The organism is Exiguobacterium sp. s163, from assembly GCF_018617135.1.
Classification (GTDB): domain Bacteria; phylum Bacillota; class Bacilli; order Exiguobacteriales; family Exiguobacteriaceae; genus Exiguobacterium; species Exiguobacterium profundum.
The window spans coordinates 179,685-193,908 of record NZ_JACSJN010000006.1 but is presented as its reverse complement, the minus strand read 5'-3'; the positions used below and the strand labels follow the sequence as shown (position 1 = coordinate 193,908).

Here is a 14,224-nt window from a genome sequence, read left to right as displayed (position 1 = left end):
GATGGTGAGACGAGTCGAGGCCACCCCCGCCGCGCTCGAACTCATCGAACGTCTCAAATCGAAACACGGTCCCCTCCTCTTTCATCAGTCAGGAGGATGTTGTGACGGGAGTTCTCCCATGTGTTTCCCACGTGACGAGTTCATGGTGGGCGACCACGACGTTCTTCTCGGTGAAATCGGCGAGACGCCCTTCTATATCCATGAGAAACAGTATGATTATTGGAAACATACACAACTAATCATCGATGTGGTCGATGGTCGGGGTGGTATGTTTTCACTCGAAGGTGTCGAAGGGAAACGATTTTTAGGACGTTCTCGAGTCTTTACAAAAGAAGAGCGTGAGGCGCTGAAGCATGAAACCTAAGCAAAAGGACCCATTTCGATGGGTCCTTTATGATGTAGAAAACGATTATCCTCGATTGTAAAAAATATACATATGAATCATCTCGCTTCTTGTATAGTGGATACAAAGGGAGGGATTTGATGGCTTCACTACTAACAGAATTGTTCGAAGGTATTTTCGTCACCTTGATCAGCATATTCGCACCCATATTTCTCGTCCTCACACTCATCATCATCTATAAGGTCAAACGTTATCAAAACAGTCAATATTCTCAACAAACTCGACATTCTTACTTCAAAGTGGTTCAAGACACCGGTCTATTCGGAGAGTATCTATGTGTGGCGGAGATTGAGTCAAAGTTCTTTCAACCGTTGATTTTGACAAACCTGTATCTCCCCCATCCTTCTAAAAAAGATCGAACCACTGAGATCGATGTCATTCTGATCAACCAATCCGGGGTACATGTCATCGAATCTAAAAACTATAGCGGTTGGATATTCGGTCGGGCACGTGACCGATACTGGACACAGACACTCCCCCGCCGTAAAAAGCATCGTTTCTTCAATCCGATCAAACAAAATGAATTACATCTCAAAGCCATCGAGCAAGTGCTTGGAGTGGACCGAACCCATCTCCACTCATGGATTGTATTCAGCAATCGTTCGACGCTCAAACAAATCGAATCTGCCGAGGTCCCTGTGCTCAATCGCCAACAGTGGATCAAAGAGCTGATCACCTACCAAGATTTTATTTTCGATCTCGATGAGCAAGTCCGCCTGTACGAAATCTTACACTCCTTCACACAAGTCGACACGACTGTCACCTTGAAACATATCGAAGACATCAAATCGACAATCAAGCAGTAAACAAACATCCCCGTACTCAGATGAGCGCGGGGATGTTTCGTCATTTACTCTGCATTTTAAAGCGTAAATACAATTCGTTATAGTAAGCGTTCATGCGCTTCCCTAGGTTTTCATACACTTCAAGGTCCTGTGTCACTTCACGAGACGGGTAGAATCGTTCATCCGATGTGACTTCTTCATCCAAGAATTCGAGAGCCGCTTCGTTCGGTGTTGAGTATCCGACATAATCCGTGTTACGTGCCGCAATCTCAGCATCTAACATAAAGTCGATGAACTGATGTGCCCCGTCCACGTTTTTTGCCGTACTTGGGATGACGAGGTTATCAAACCAGAGATTCGTGCCTTCTTCCGGAATGACATACGTCAGTTCTTCGTTCTCATACATGATTTCTGACGCATCCCCGGACCAGACGACGGCTGCCGCTGCTTCACGGTTCGCCATCAGCATTTTGATTTCGTCTCCGACAATCGCTTTGATGTTCGGCCAAAGCGTCGTTAACTTTTCTTCCGCCTCAATCAACTCATCTTTATTCGTCGTGTTGAGGGAGTACCCAAGCGAGTTCAGGCCGAAGCCCATCACTTCACGTGTCCCGTCCGCAAGGAGAATGTCGTTCTCGAGCGGCATTTCCCAAAGATCGTTCCATGATGTGATCTCACCATCGACTAGTTCAGGATTGTAGACGATCCCGACCGTACCCCAGAAATAAGGGACCGAGTACTTGTTACCCGGGTCGAACGATTTATCGAGGAAACGCGGATCGATGTTATCAAAGTTTTCGAGTTTATCGTAATCGATCGGAAGAAGGAGGTTCTCCTCTCTCATCTTACTGATCGCATAATCGGATGGAACGGCGACATCAAAGGCCGTACCGCCTTGCTCAATTTTCGTAAGCATCGCTTCGTTCGAGTCGAACGTTTGATAAACGACCTTCAACCCGCTCTGCTCTTCGAACTCACCGATCAAGTCCTCATCGATATAATCTCCCCAGTTGTAGACGACCAGTGTGTTGTCGCCGCCGAATCCTTGCGCAGCATTCAGTTGCTGAATCCAAAGAAGGAGACCAAAGCTGACAATCAATGGCACAGCCAACATGATGACTAGTTTTTTCATCGTCTAACCTCCTTTGACCCTCGTTGCGCCAACACATAATATCCGATGACAAGTATGAGCGTGAAGAGGAACAGAATCGCAGACAACGCATTGATTTCAAGCGAGATACCTTGACGTGCCCGCGAATAGACTTCTACGGCGAGCGTCGTGAAGCCGTTCCCTGTCACGAAGAATGTGACAGCAAAGTCATCTAACGAATAGGTGAGTGCCGTGAAGAAACCGGCAAATACCCCTGGCGTGATATATGGCAGAATGACTTTCGTCAATACGTCCCACGTGCTGGCACCTAGGTCACGTGACGCATCAATCAACGTCGGACTCATCTCTTGAAGTTTTGGCAACACCAAGATGACGACAATCGGAACCGAGAAGGCGATGTGCGACAAGAGAACCGAATAAAAGCCTAACTGAATCCCTAGCATCGTGAAGAGGATCAAGAAGGAGGCCCCGATGATGACGTCCGGGCTCACGATCAAGACGTTGTTCAATGATAAGAGGGACGTCTTCGTATACTTTTGTTTCGCCGTATAGATGGCGAGTGCCCCGATGACACCGAGCACGGTCGAAATCGTCGCCGAGAGCAGCGCGATGACGATCGTATTCAAGACGATGACGAGAAGTCTCGTGTCCGTGAAGAGCGACTTGTACCATTCGAGGGTGAACCCTTCGAAGTTACTCATCGTTCCGCCACTGTTGAACGAGTAGAAGACCAAATATAGAATTGGCGCATACAAGATGAAGAACACGGCCGCCAAGTATAGATTTGATAATTTGAATCGTTTACGTTTCATCGACGAACCGCTCCTTTCGCACCCCAGTCACGTGTGACGACCATGACAAGAACCATCGCCAAGATGAGGAAGACGGCAATCGTCGAGCCCATCCCCCAGTTTTGCGTGACAAGGAATTGTTGTTCAATCGCTGTACCGAGTGTGATGACTCGGTTCCCGGCGATGAGTCGGGTGATCATGAAGAGCGATAATGCCGGAATAAAGACGATTTGAATCCCCGATTTGACACCGTCAAGCGTCAACGGGAAGATGACACGTCGGAATGTCGTCCAGTTCGATGCACCTAAATCACGGGATGCGTAGACGAGTGATGGCGGTAACTTCTCAATGGCGTTGTAAATCGGCAAAATCATGAACGGGATGAAGATGTATACAGAAACAAAGACGAAACTGAAATCGGTGAATAGAATCTGTTTCGTCCCAATACCGATGGCTTCTAAAAATTGATTCGTAATCCCGTACGTTCCAAAAATACCAAGGAACGCATACGCCTTTAACAACAAGTTAATCCATGACGGCAGCAAGATGAGCAAGAGCCAAAGCTGTTTATGCTTCGTCTTCGTCAACAAGTATGCCGTCGGATACCCGACGAGTAACGAGAAGAACGTAATGAGAAACGCATACCAGAACGACGAGAGCGTCATCGACAAATACGTCGACGTGAAGAACGTCTGATAGTTTTCTAAACTCAAATTCCCATCGATATCAAAAAAGGAATAATAGACGACGAGGACGAGTGGTGCGATGACGAACAAGGCGATCCAAATCCAATAGGTCGTCAAATATACCGTCTTTGCGGTCTGATTAGTTTGATTCATGAGGGACCTCCTCGTAGGATTCGAGACGACGGTCAAATTCTTCTTCTGTTTCACCTAGTCGCATGACGTGAATCGCTTCTTCGTCAAACGTCAATCCGATTTTTGATCCGACGATTGATTTCTTCGTCGAGTGGACGAGCCATTCGTTTCCTTCTTGGTCATAACAGCAAATCTCGTAGTGGACACCTCGGAACAATTGAGAATCGACGTCGACAACGAGTTTCGCTGCATCGACCGATGTCATCTCTAAGTCTTCCGGACGAATGATGACCTCAACTTTTTCATTGCGGTCAAATCCTTGGTCGACACAGTCAAACGTTTTACCAGCAAACGTGACGACATTGTCTTCCGGCATGACACCCGGCACGATATTGGATTCACCGATAAAGTCTGCGACGAAACGGTTGATCGGTTCATCATAAATATCAGTCGGTGTCCCACTCTGAACAATTTTCCCGTTGTTCATGACGAAAATCTCATCCGACATGGCGAGCGCCTCTTCTTGGTCGTGTGTGACAAAAATGAAGGTGATGCCAAGACGTTGCTGTAACTCACGAAGTTCATATTGCATCTCCGTACGAAGTTTCAAGTCTAAGGCAGAGAGCGGTTCATCGAGGAGAATGACCTCCGGCTCATTTACGATTGCGCGGGCGATGGCGACACGTTGGCGCTGTCCACCTGACATCTCATCGATTTCGCGCGAGCCGTATCCTTCTAAGTTAACAAACTTGAGAGCCTGCTCCACTTTCGCTTTCACATCTGCTTCTTTCAATTTTTTAATGCGGAGACCGAATGCGACATTCTCAAATACGTTTAAATGAGGAAACAGCGCATAATCTTGGAACACGGTGTTCACTTGTCGTTTGTTGGCCGGCACATCGTTGATCCGCTTCCCGCTGAAGTGAATATCTCCTTCGGTCGCATCGGTAAATCCAGCGATGAGACGCAAAATCGTCGTCTTCCCACATCCCGATGGACCGAGAAGCGTATAAAACTTCCCACGCTCAATCTCAAAACTGATATCTTCAAGGACGACTGTATCGTCGTAACGCTTTGACACGTGGTCAAAACGAATAATTGTCTCTGCATTCATGCTGTTTCCTCCTCTGTTGACTTATAAATATGAATGGGTCGCGACGATGAGACATTCGCTCTCCCCGTCGTTGTCGTTGACGAGTTGATGCGAATCCGAGGCGACATAATAAAGGGTTTCCCCTGTCTTGGCAAAATATGTGTGGTTCCCTAATTTCAAGGCGATTTTGCCGGACAAGACGTATACGAGCGTCTCCGAACGCGAAGGCTCATATTGTTTGAACTCTCCATGTTTGAAAAATGTGACAAGGATGGGCTCCATCTCTTTTTCATTCGATTCCGGGATGAGCCATTCTGTCCGATATTTGCGTTCTTCATCCGTATAGATGGTGCGATCGTCAACGGTGTACACCACTTTTTGATTCAACTCTTCATCAAAAAACTCTTTCGGGGAACTCCCGAGGACATTCAATAAATCGAATAACGTTTCTAGTGAGGGAGAGCTTAAATCCCGCTCGATTTGAGAAATATAGCCTTTACTCAAATCGGTACGTTCCGCCAGCTCCTCTTGGGTCAATCCTTTTTTGATCCGGAGCCGCTTAATGTTTTGACCTACTTCCAACGACTGAACGCCTCCTTCGTGTTTAGTGAAACATGAGTTCAACTAAAGAAAGTTTATCTATACTATACTTTAAAACAAACTATTAGCGACCTTCATTATAACGAATTGTTGACGAATTGCAATAAAAAAAGTCACGCCCTAAGGACGTGACTCAGTGTAAATTCCGTTCAGACATCAAATGCTTGAACTTTTCGTTTTTCGTTTGGAACAAATGGAGCTGTGCCCCATATGCATCGATCTGTTGAATGACGTATTGGAATGCCTTTGCTTCTCCCGGATATGGTTCGCCCGCCTTGGCAAGTGAGGTCTCAAAATCTTCCCATAACACCTCAACCCACGTCACCGCTTCTGAATCGTTCAAGACGTCATTTTTCTCTTTTAGAACGATTGCAAGCCGTTCATATTGTTCGTTCCGGTTCATCGCTTCACCTCCGACAATTCTGAGAGCGGGATGGCCCGTTCTGTCATCTCGCCTTCAAACGTCCCCCAGCCCATGACGCCGTTGACGAATTTCAAGCGAAACGGACGGTCATTGTAATTGACGACATATGTTTCACCTGGACGAAACGATGATGGGTCAATCAAATAGCTTTCGGCAATCGCAATCCGTCGAAGGACGACTTCAATTTCGCTGACCATGCCCATCTGTTCAGCCTTTCGTTTCCGTTCATGTAATACTTGAATCTCTTGCTCTAACTCATATTTCGATAAGTCACTTAACCGCTTTTCCATATCGTTCACCTCGATGTAAGCGTATCAGATTTTACGAAAAAAGAAAAAGACGAGACTGAGTACGTGACTCAGTTCGCCTTGAAGTTGTAAAGTGGCTTGATGATTTGATCGATTTGAACGGCCGGTTCGATATAACGAACAATTTCTTTCATCGACTTATACACAAATGGTGATTCATCGATTGTCGATGGGCGAACTGATGTCGACCAGACACCTTCCATCGAACGTTTGAATTCTTTGAAATCGACGCGTTTCCGCGCGGCCGACCGAGACATGATCCGACCTGCGCCGTGTGGACCCGAGAAGTTCCAGTCTGGATTCCCTTTCCCCGTACAGATGAGCGAACCGTCTCGCATGTTCATCGGAATGATGACTCGCTCTCCTTCTTGAGCGGAGATGGCCCCTTTTCGCAGGATCATCGCATCATGATCGATATAGTTATGGACGGTGTCGAATTGATCGACGATGTTCCAATTCATCGCTTCGACAATCACATCCGTCATCGCACGACGGTTCGCCGCCGCATATTGTTGAGCGATGCGCACGTCATGCATGTAATCGTCCATATCCGTCCCCTCCACATAAGCCAGGTCTCGAAATGGTTTACGTGACGCCCGCTCTGTTTCCAGATAAGCCGAGATTTCGTGTTGTCGACCTAAGGCTTTCAAACGCTCAATTTCTTCTTTTACATCATGTGTTTCCATCATGTGTTGAATCGCTCGCTCCTGATAGTGATCGGCAATCTGCACCCCAAGATGGCGCGAACCGGAATGAATGACGAGAAACGTACGTCCCGAGTCATCTCGGTTCACTTCAATAAAGTGGTTCCCCGAGCCGAGCGACCCGACCGAGCGCAAGGCTCGGTCGAGTTTATACGGCGCTCGCACCTCTTCTAGTGGAAGTTCAGATGCGTATGGGTGAACCTTCTCCCGAATGTTCATTCCACTCGGTACGAGTTCACGAATGAGGTCATCGAGTCGTTGAAAATCGATTCGCTTGGCTTTGATTTCCGTACAAAGCATCCCACACCCTAAATCGACACCGACCAGGTTTGGCACGACTTTGTCTTGAATCGTCATCGTCGTTCCAACGACCGACCCTTTCCCCGCATGCATGTCCGGCATGATCCGAATCGATGCCCCTTGTGTGAACGGTTGGTCGAGCAATGTTTCAATTTGATTCCGCGTCATATCATCGATTCGTTCGTTGAACACTTTGGCGCGGTTATATTTCCCCTTGATTTCCATGTGACCTCCTTAACTGATCGCTTGTTGTTTACTCTGTAATTCATGCATTCGGGCATAGACACCGCCATACTCGATGAGTGACTGGTGGTTGCCTCGCTCAATGATTCGACCGTGGTCGAGAACGAGAATCTGGTCCGCTTCCCGAATCGTTGAAAGTCGGTGCGCGATGACAAATGTCGTCCGACCGTACGTGAGTGTTTTGAGCGCATCCTGAATCAATGCCTCCGTCTCCGAGTCGACGCTCGCTGTCGCTTCATCGAGGACGAGGATGGCCGGGTCAAAGACGAGGGCGCGTGCGAAACTGATCAACTGTCGTTCTCCACTCGAGAGTGAAGCTCCACGCTCAATCACCGGTTCATCGATGCCTTGCGGTAGCTGCTTCACGAAACGGTCTGCCCCGACGGCTGTGAGTGCTTTCCATACCTGTTCGTCCGTAATCGTCTCATCGCCAAGCGTGACGTTCGTGCGAATCGTTCCAGTGAATAGGAACGGGTCTTGTAAGACGATCCCGAGATGGTCTCGTACCGCCTGCGTCGGTAGTTTTGTCACGTCCATGCCATCGATTCGGAGGACTCCGGCGGATGGGTCATAGAAACGCATGAGCAAGTTCATGATTGAACTCTTCCCGCTTCCCGTATGTCCAACGAGTGCGACCGTTTCACCAGGAGCGGCGTGTAGTTCAATCTGTTGCAACACCGGTTTCCCTGCTTCATAACTGAACGTGACATCATCAAAGACGACATCCCCTTTAAAGCGTGGAAGACGTTCCGATGAGACCGGTTCCCCTTTTTCGTCGAGCAGTTGGAACATCCGGTCGGCCGAGACGAGCGCTTGTTGGAGTGGTGACAATTGGTTCATGATTTGTGTCACTGGCTCAAAGATCCGCGAGACATAGTCGATATACGCGTACAGAATCCCAAGTGTCAGGACACTTCCCGTACCGAGCGTTTGGGCCCCGACAAACCAGATGAGTAAGGCGAGCGCCATGTTTCGGAAGAAGTTGACGAGGTTGTGGCTCATCAACGCATCCAATTTCAACAGTTTCCGTCTCGTTTGGAAGTTGTCGCTGTTCTTCTCATTGAACTCGTCATAAACGAGATTTTCGCGGACGTATGATTGAATGATTGGCATCGTTTGAATGCTCTCATTCAACTGCGCGTTCATATCCGCGACGAGTGCGCGGACACGGAAGTTATTTTTTGTCGAGAAACGTTGGAACAACTTAATCCAGACGATGACGACCGGGATGATAATGAGCGAGACGAGCCCTAGACGCACGTCTAGGAAGAACATCGCAATGAGTACCCCGATCATCATGACGACACTTTGGAAGACGCGAGCGAGCACTCCTAAATACAGGTCGCGTATCGTCTCTGTGTCATTCGTGACACGACTGACAATCTTCCCGATTGGTGTCTGGTCAAAATAGCGTACCGGAATCGTTTGAAGATGCTTCATCACGTCAAGACGCATAGTTTTGACGATTTTATGCGCCGATCGTTGTAGGAGCATCTGTTGTCCCCAGTTCAATCCGGCCGCAAATAGTAACAGGACGACGTACAATCCCGATAAGAGAAGGACAGCTCGTAAATCCGTCTGATAAAACTGGAACACGTCGGTCGACGAGAGCGAGACAATATTGTCATATGTCGCCGTTTCGTCCCCTCTTGAAATCGTCAGCACGTCGCCATCGACTTCACGGACGCCTCCGCTCATAATCGCCTCAGGTACGAGATAGTACCCATCGGTCGTTTGTACGATCGAGACCGGCTGAATCACCTCTTGGCCATCTAGTCTCGTTTCTTTCTCATACGAATCTCCATTAAAGGAAACACTACCGCCGGATTCGACTTGAACCCAGTCACGTTCGATGGCGACGATATGCTCATCGATAATGATTTTGGCGATATACGGCCCGGCAAGTTCTGCACCGACCGCTAAAAAGAGTAATGTCAGTCCGAGGAAGATGGAGCGCTTCACTTGCTTGGCATAACCAACGAGTGAGCGGATCGTTTTCTTCCGGCGGACCGGATCTAATTCATATTGATCGATCATGAGAGATTCCCCCTTTCCCGGATTACTCCGTCTCTCCTTGTCGAATAAATTGTTCATAGTACCAACCGTGTCGTTCCATCAGTTGGTCGTGGGTGCCGCGCTCGGTAACTCGTCCATCTTGAAGGACGAGAATTTGGTCAGCATGTGCCACCGCAGAAAGACGGTGCGCCACGATAAAGGTCGTCTTCGCCTCACGGCTCGTGCGGACCGAATCGATTATGCGTGATTCCGTCTTCGCATCGACTGCTGAGAGCGAATCGTCAAGAAGCAGAATCTCAGGATTTTTCAGTAAGGCGCGTGCAATCGACAATCGTTGCTTTTGTCCACCTGACAGCATGACCCCTTGCTCCCCAACGACGGTATCGAGACCGTTCTCCAAGTGTTCGATGTCTGTATCGAACGCCGCGAGATGAATGGCTCTGTCGAGTGCTTCATCCGAAACATCATCCACTCCGAAACGAATGTTATCACGCACCGTTTTTGAGAATAAGAGATGCTCTTGTGACACATAGCCGCTCCAGCCACGGACCGTTTCAAGTTTAATGTCCGAGATTGGCACCCCGTTCACGAGAAGGGAATCGTCAATCGGATACTCCCGGAGCAATTGACGTAACAACGTCGTCTTCCCAGCTCCAGTCGGTCCGACAATTCCAATCGTCTCACCACGCGAGACGTGCAGGACGATGTCCTCTAACGACTCCCGATTCGCGTTTGGATAACGGAATGAAAGCGATTTGAAGGTGATCTTCTCCGGTACATCGATGTGAACCGTTCCGGTTGATGAAACGTCCGGTACCTCATTCATCGTCGTCTCAATCCGTTCCAAGCTCGCCGTTCCTCGTTGGACGACGTTGATGAGTTCCCCGAAGGCATACATCGGCCAAATCAACATCCCTAAATAAATGTTGAAGGAAACGAGTTGACCGAGCGTGATGTCGTTCGTAAAGACGAGATACGTCCCGAACGAGAGTCCGATCAAATAACTGAGTCCGACGAGTAATTTGATGACCGGCTCAAACAAGACGTCGATTTTAGCGACATGCATGTTTTTCGCCATCACGTCATCCGTGATGTCGTCAAACTTTTTCGTATCCGCCTCTTCTTGAACGAAGGAACGAACGACCCGAAGACCGGAGATGGATTCAACGACTTGGTCGTTCATCACGCCGAACGAATCTTGGGCTGCCGTGAACCGTGTATGAATTTGACTCCCAAGTTTATTCATCGACCACGCGAGAATCGGCATCGGCAAGAGTGCTGCGAGCGTCAACTTCCAATCGATAAACACGCCCATAATCGTCAAGGCGATGAGCGTCATGTTGAACGAGTCGACTAATGTCATGACCCCAAATCCCGCTGTACGCTCCACCGCTTTTAAGTCATTCGTCGCAAGTGCCATCAAGTCACCCGTACGATGTTGTTGATAGAAGCGCGGTGTTTGTTTGAGAAGGTGACCAAAGAAGCGACCTCTCAATTTCTTTTCAAGTAAAAAGGCTGTCCCGAAGAGTCGGGCAATCCACAAGTATGACATCACGTACGATAACACCATGATGCCGAGTAGCGACGATACAATCAGAATCAATCGCTCTGTCGTCAAACTTCCTTCACGAATCGCATCGATTGCCTGACCGATAATCCAAGGTGGCAGCATATCTACAACCCCTGTGATGATCAATAAGATAATCGCAATCACGTACGTTCGTTTCTGTCTTTTAATAAACCAATCCAATTGCTTAATCAGTTTCATGACTGATTTCCCCCTTCCGCCCAATCCATCCGAACACGCAAAAAAGCGCACTCCACCTGATTGTGCAACCAATCAAATGAAGCGCGCTTGAAGTAGTCTTCAGTCTTTTGCATGGTCAGGGAAAGGACACTACCCCTATCCAGCTGCCAATGTCACGCAGTTAAATATGAGTAGCCATATGATGTTTTGAGTGTGTTTGTGAGTGCAATGTTGTTCATCGTTCTGGCTCCTCTCGTTTCATAGTTTTAAAATCTACTCAAACCTTAGCAAACTGTTCTGAAAATTGTCAACATTATTCTGTAAAAAAATTGTAACTTGATTTAGTTTAAGAAAAACATGCCTAAAATGAGACCAATGACCCCTGTGGCCGTCACGTAATAAATCATCGGCATGAGCGTGTAACGGATGATGGTCCCTTCCTTGCCGAGTAATCCAGCAACCGATGCGACCGCTACGACGTTCAGCACACAGATCATGTTCCCTGCGTTCGCCCCTGCCATCTGCATCGATAAAGCGAGCGTTTCATTGAGTCCAACCGACTCCGCAACGTTTGTCGTTAAACTTGAAAACATCATGTTCGAGAAGGTCGCCGACCCTGACACGAAGGCGCCGAGCGCCCCAATCCACGGTGCGACAAGCGGCCAAACCCCGCCGAACGTGTCAGCAGCTGCCGTCGCGAGTTCGACCGGCATCGAAGCGAGTCCGGCACCCCCATTTTCAGAATGGATGAATATGCGGACCATCGGAACCGACGCCGCTAACGTGATGGCCGTTCCGACGACTCCAAGTGTCGTCGCCTTAAACACCGATGTCACTTGTGACCAACTCATGTTGTGTAAGAAGAATGTCGCAATAATCGTCAGAATGAACATGAAACCTGGTGAATAGAACGGTTCCCAAGACGTCGAAACTCCTTCTACCCCGAGGATGTTCGGGAGATTGATCCGGACACTGCGAGAGAGTTCGTTTAAAAATGGTACGGTACGGGTGAGAACTAAGAAAATCGTCAAAATGAGATAAGGTGCCCACGCCTTCCACTGTGGTAATTCACGCGTGGTTGATTTGAGCGTCACTTTCTCAGTAGATGGTTCTAATTCATCCACATATCCATCAAACGTCCAGACACGTTTCGGCATGAGAATGCCTTTACGAGCCATAGCAACGAGGATGACGAGACCGGTTAAACCACCGAGCATGCCACCGAACTCAAACCCGAGGATGAGTGTCCAAATGTACGCCGGTACGCTGTACAACAGCGCCGCCACAATCGCGATCGGAAATACCTCGAGTGCAGGTTTTATCGACTTTTCCTTACTGAAGAAACGCGTCAACATCAAAATTAAAATGAACGGGATGAATAGTCCGACTACCATATCGATCAACACCGTCTGTAAGACGACCTCTGTCAAGAAGGCAATCGACTCAGGCTGGTTCACATCTAAAGATAGACCGTTCCCGATCCCGATAAGTGCCGGTGTCCCGACCGCACCAAATGTCACAGCCGACACGTCTGCGGATAATGCAATGACAACGGCGGCAATCGGCGGAAATCCGAGTGCGATCAAGAGCGGTGCTGCAACCGTTGCAGGCGTCCCGAATCCAGATGCGCCTTCAATAAATGAAACGAATAACCATCCGACAATCAAAACTTGAATACGCGGGTCAGGTGTGATGTTGACGAATCCGGAGCGAATCGCGTTCATCCCGCCCCCTTCTTTCATCGTATTCATCATTCCGATCGCCCCGTAGACAATCCATACTGTCGTGACGGCGATGACGAGTCCTTGTAATATCGCCGCCATAATTCGTGTCGCATCCAATTGCCAGACGAAAAACGCTAAAATTGCCGTCGTCACGAGTGACAAGGGCATGGCTACCGATGCAGGTAAACGCATAATGACCAATAAGATGAGCACGGCCACAATCGGTGTCAGTGCTGTAATCCATTCTAAAATCGTCAATATAGACCCACCTTTTCGTGTTTTCCCCTACCGTAAACAGATGTCCCATCACGATTCTTCTTCAGCGAGTCGATCTAACGTACGTTCAATCACATCATACGGAAATCCTTTGCGTCGAAGCTGCATCTTCATACGCTGTTTGCGCTCGAACGCATCGTACCCGCTGAACTTCCGACTCAACTTCTCAGCCTGTTTCAGACATGCCGCAACCTCGACATCTTCGTCCTCTTCTTCCCAAAAAGTTTGAATCGCCTCTGAAATAATATCAAAGGTAAACCCCCTTTGCATCAGGGTTTGTTGAATTCTTTGTTGCACTTCTGTGGCAGAACGACGATTCGTTTCCAGTTGTTTCCTTTTCACGAACTTTCCGGCCTTCTCGACGAGATCTTCGTGTGAGATTGATTCTAATACGGATTCAACAACGTCCGTTGGGATTCGGAGCTGTTCGAGCTCGCGTTTGATTTTGATCGGCCCACTTGGACTCGTGTTGAATTTCGTCTGGACATACGCTTTCGCGAACTCCTCATCGTTCAAATAGCGCTGCTCGATCAGTCGTGTGATGGCATGTTTGATAGCGGATTCACTTAACTCTTTCTTCACGAGATAGTCCCGTACCTCTGAGATGGCACGCATTCGATACGATAAATAATTGATGGCTAACTTATAGGCTTTCTGAATTTCTTCCGCCTCAAGGACGTCTTGCACAAAATCGTCTTCGAGCTCCATCCCTTTTGTGAGCCCATACTTGATGAACACATCGACATCGATAGCGAACGCGAACTCCTCTTTCCCTTCCCGTTCGATGAAGACGTTCAGTCGGTCTTGGTTCTTCTTCTGGGTCGTGAACTTTGCAATTTTCACAACGACTCCCCTCCATTCCATGTTTCTAACATATCACG

14 protein-coding genes are annotated in these 14,224 nt (G+C 48.3%); 2 read left to right on the top strand and 12 right to left on the bottom strand.

Annotated elements, in window-relative coordinates:
* Window position 1 precedes the first annotated feature (1 nt).
* Window positions 2-364: a DUF779 domain-containing protein gene (locus KNO71_RS14975; RefSeq protein ID WP_214685609.1), complete on the top strand. Its 363-nt coding sequence runs from the start codon at window positions 2-4 to the stop codon at window positions 362-364.
* A 119-nt stretch (window positions 365-483) separates the two neighbouring features.
* Window positions 484-1,209 carry a nuclease-related domain-containing protein gene (locus KNO71_RS14970; RefSeq protein WP_078146388.1) on the top strand — a complete coding sequence of 242 codons (726 nt, stop codon included), beginning with the start codon at window positions 484-486 and terminating at the stop codon, window positions 1,207-1,209.
* 40 nt (window positions 1,210-1,249) lie between these two features.
* Here the strand turns inward: KNO71_RS14970 and KNO71_RS14965 are convergent, their stop codons facing one another.
* The 12 genes from KNO71_RS14965 to recX form a co-directional block, all read right to left on the bottom strand.
* On the bottom strand, window positions 1,250-2,320 hold the full coding sequence (locus KNO71_RS14965) for an ABC transporter substrate-binding protein (protein WP_214689244.1): 1,071 nt from the start codon (window positions 2,318-2,320) through the stop codon (window positions 1,250-1,252).
* Window positions 2,317-3,111, bottom strand: a complete 795-nt coding sequence (locus KNO71_RS14960; RefSeq protein ID WP_047795862.1) for an ABC transporter permease — start codon at window positions 3,109-3,111, stop codon at window positions 2,317-2,319. Before KNO71_RS14960 ends, KNO71_RS14965 begins: the two co-directional genes overlap by 4 nt.
* Window positions 3,108-3,929 (bottom strand): ABC transporter permease, encoded by an 822-nt coding sequence (locus KNO71_RS14955; RefSeq protein WP_015880886.1) that lies wholly within the window; start codon window positions 3,927-3,929, stop codon window positions 3,108-3,110. The genes KNO71_RS14960 and KNO71_RS14955 overlap by 4 nt, the downstream gene beginning before the upstream one ends.
* A complete protein-coding gene (locus KNO71_RS14950; RefSeq protein WP_047795864.1) occupies window positions 3,916-5,022 on the bottom strand; it encodes an ABC transporter ATP-binding protein in 1,107 nt (368 codons plus the stop codon). Before KNO71_RS14950 ends, KNO71_RS14955 begins: the two co-directional genes overlap by 14 nt.
* A 21-nt stretch (window positions 5,023-5,043) precedes the next feature.
* Window positions 5,044-5,583: a helix-turn-helix domain-containing protein gene (locus tag KNO71_RS14945; RefSeq protein WP_015880884.1), complete on the bottom strand. Its 540-nt coding sequence runs from the start codon at window positions 5,581-5,583 to the stop codon at window positions 5,044-5,046.
* A gap of 151 nt (window positions 5,584-5,734) precedes the next feature.
* Window positions 5,735-6,004: a YfhJ family protein gene (locus KNO71_RS14940; protein ID WP_214689241.1), complete on the bottom strand. Its 270-nt coding sequence runs from the start codon at window positions 6,002-6,004 to the stop codon at window positions 5,735-5,737.
* Window positions 6,001-6,315, bottom strand: coding sequence for a YfhH family protein (locus KNO71_RS14935; RefSeq protein ID WP_214685603.1), 315 nt, complete (start codon window positions 6,313-6,315; stop codon window positions 6,001-6,003). Before KNO71_RS14935 ends, KNO71_RS14940 begins: the two co-directional genes overlap by 4 nt.
* A gap of 68 nt (window positions 6,316-6,383) precedes the next feature.
* Window positions 6,384-7,562 (bottom strand): RtcB family protein, encoded by a 1,179-nt coding sequence (locus KNO71_RS14930; RefSeq protein WP_078146384.1) that lies wholly within the window; start codon window positions 7,560-7,562, stop codon window positions 6,384-6,386.
* A 9-nt stretch (window positions 7,563-7,571) separates the two neighbouring features.
* Window positions 7,572-9,617, bottom strand: a complete 2,046-nt coding sequence (locus KNO71_RS14925) for an ABC transporter ATP-binding protein (RefSeq protein ID WP_078146383.1) — start codon at window positions 9,615-9,617, stop codon at window positions 7,572-7,574.
* Window positions 9,618-9,639: 22 nt separating this feature from the next.
* A complete protein-coding gene (locus tag KNO71_RS14920; RefSeq protein WP_078146382.1) occupies window positions 9,640-11,364 on the bottom strand; it encodes an ABC transporter ATP-binding protein in 1,725 nt (574 codons plus the stop codon).
* A 320-nt stretch (window positions 11,365-11,684) separates the two neighbouring features.
* Window positions 11,685-13,325, bottom strand: coding sequence for an L-lactate permease (locus KNO71_RS14915; protein WP_214689239.1), 1,641 nt, complete (start codon window positions 13,323-13,325; stop codon window positions 11,685-11,687).
* Window positions 13,326-13,373: 48 nt separating this feature from the next.
* Window positions 13,374-14,186, bottom strand: coding sequence for a recombination regulator RecX (gene recX / locus KNO71_RS14910; protein WP_078146380.1), 813 nt, complete (start codon window positions 14,184-14,186; stop codon window positions 13,374-13,376).
* Window positions 14,187-14,224 lie beyond the last annotated feature (38 nt).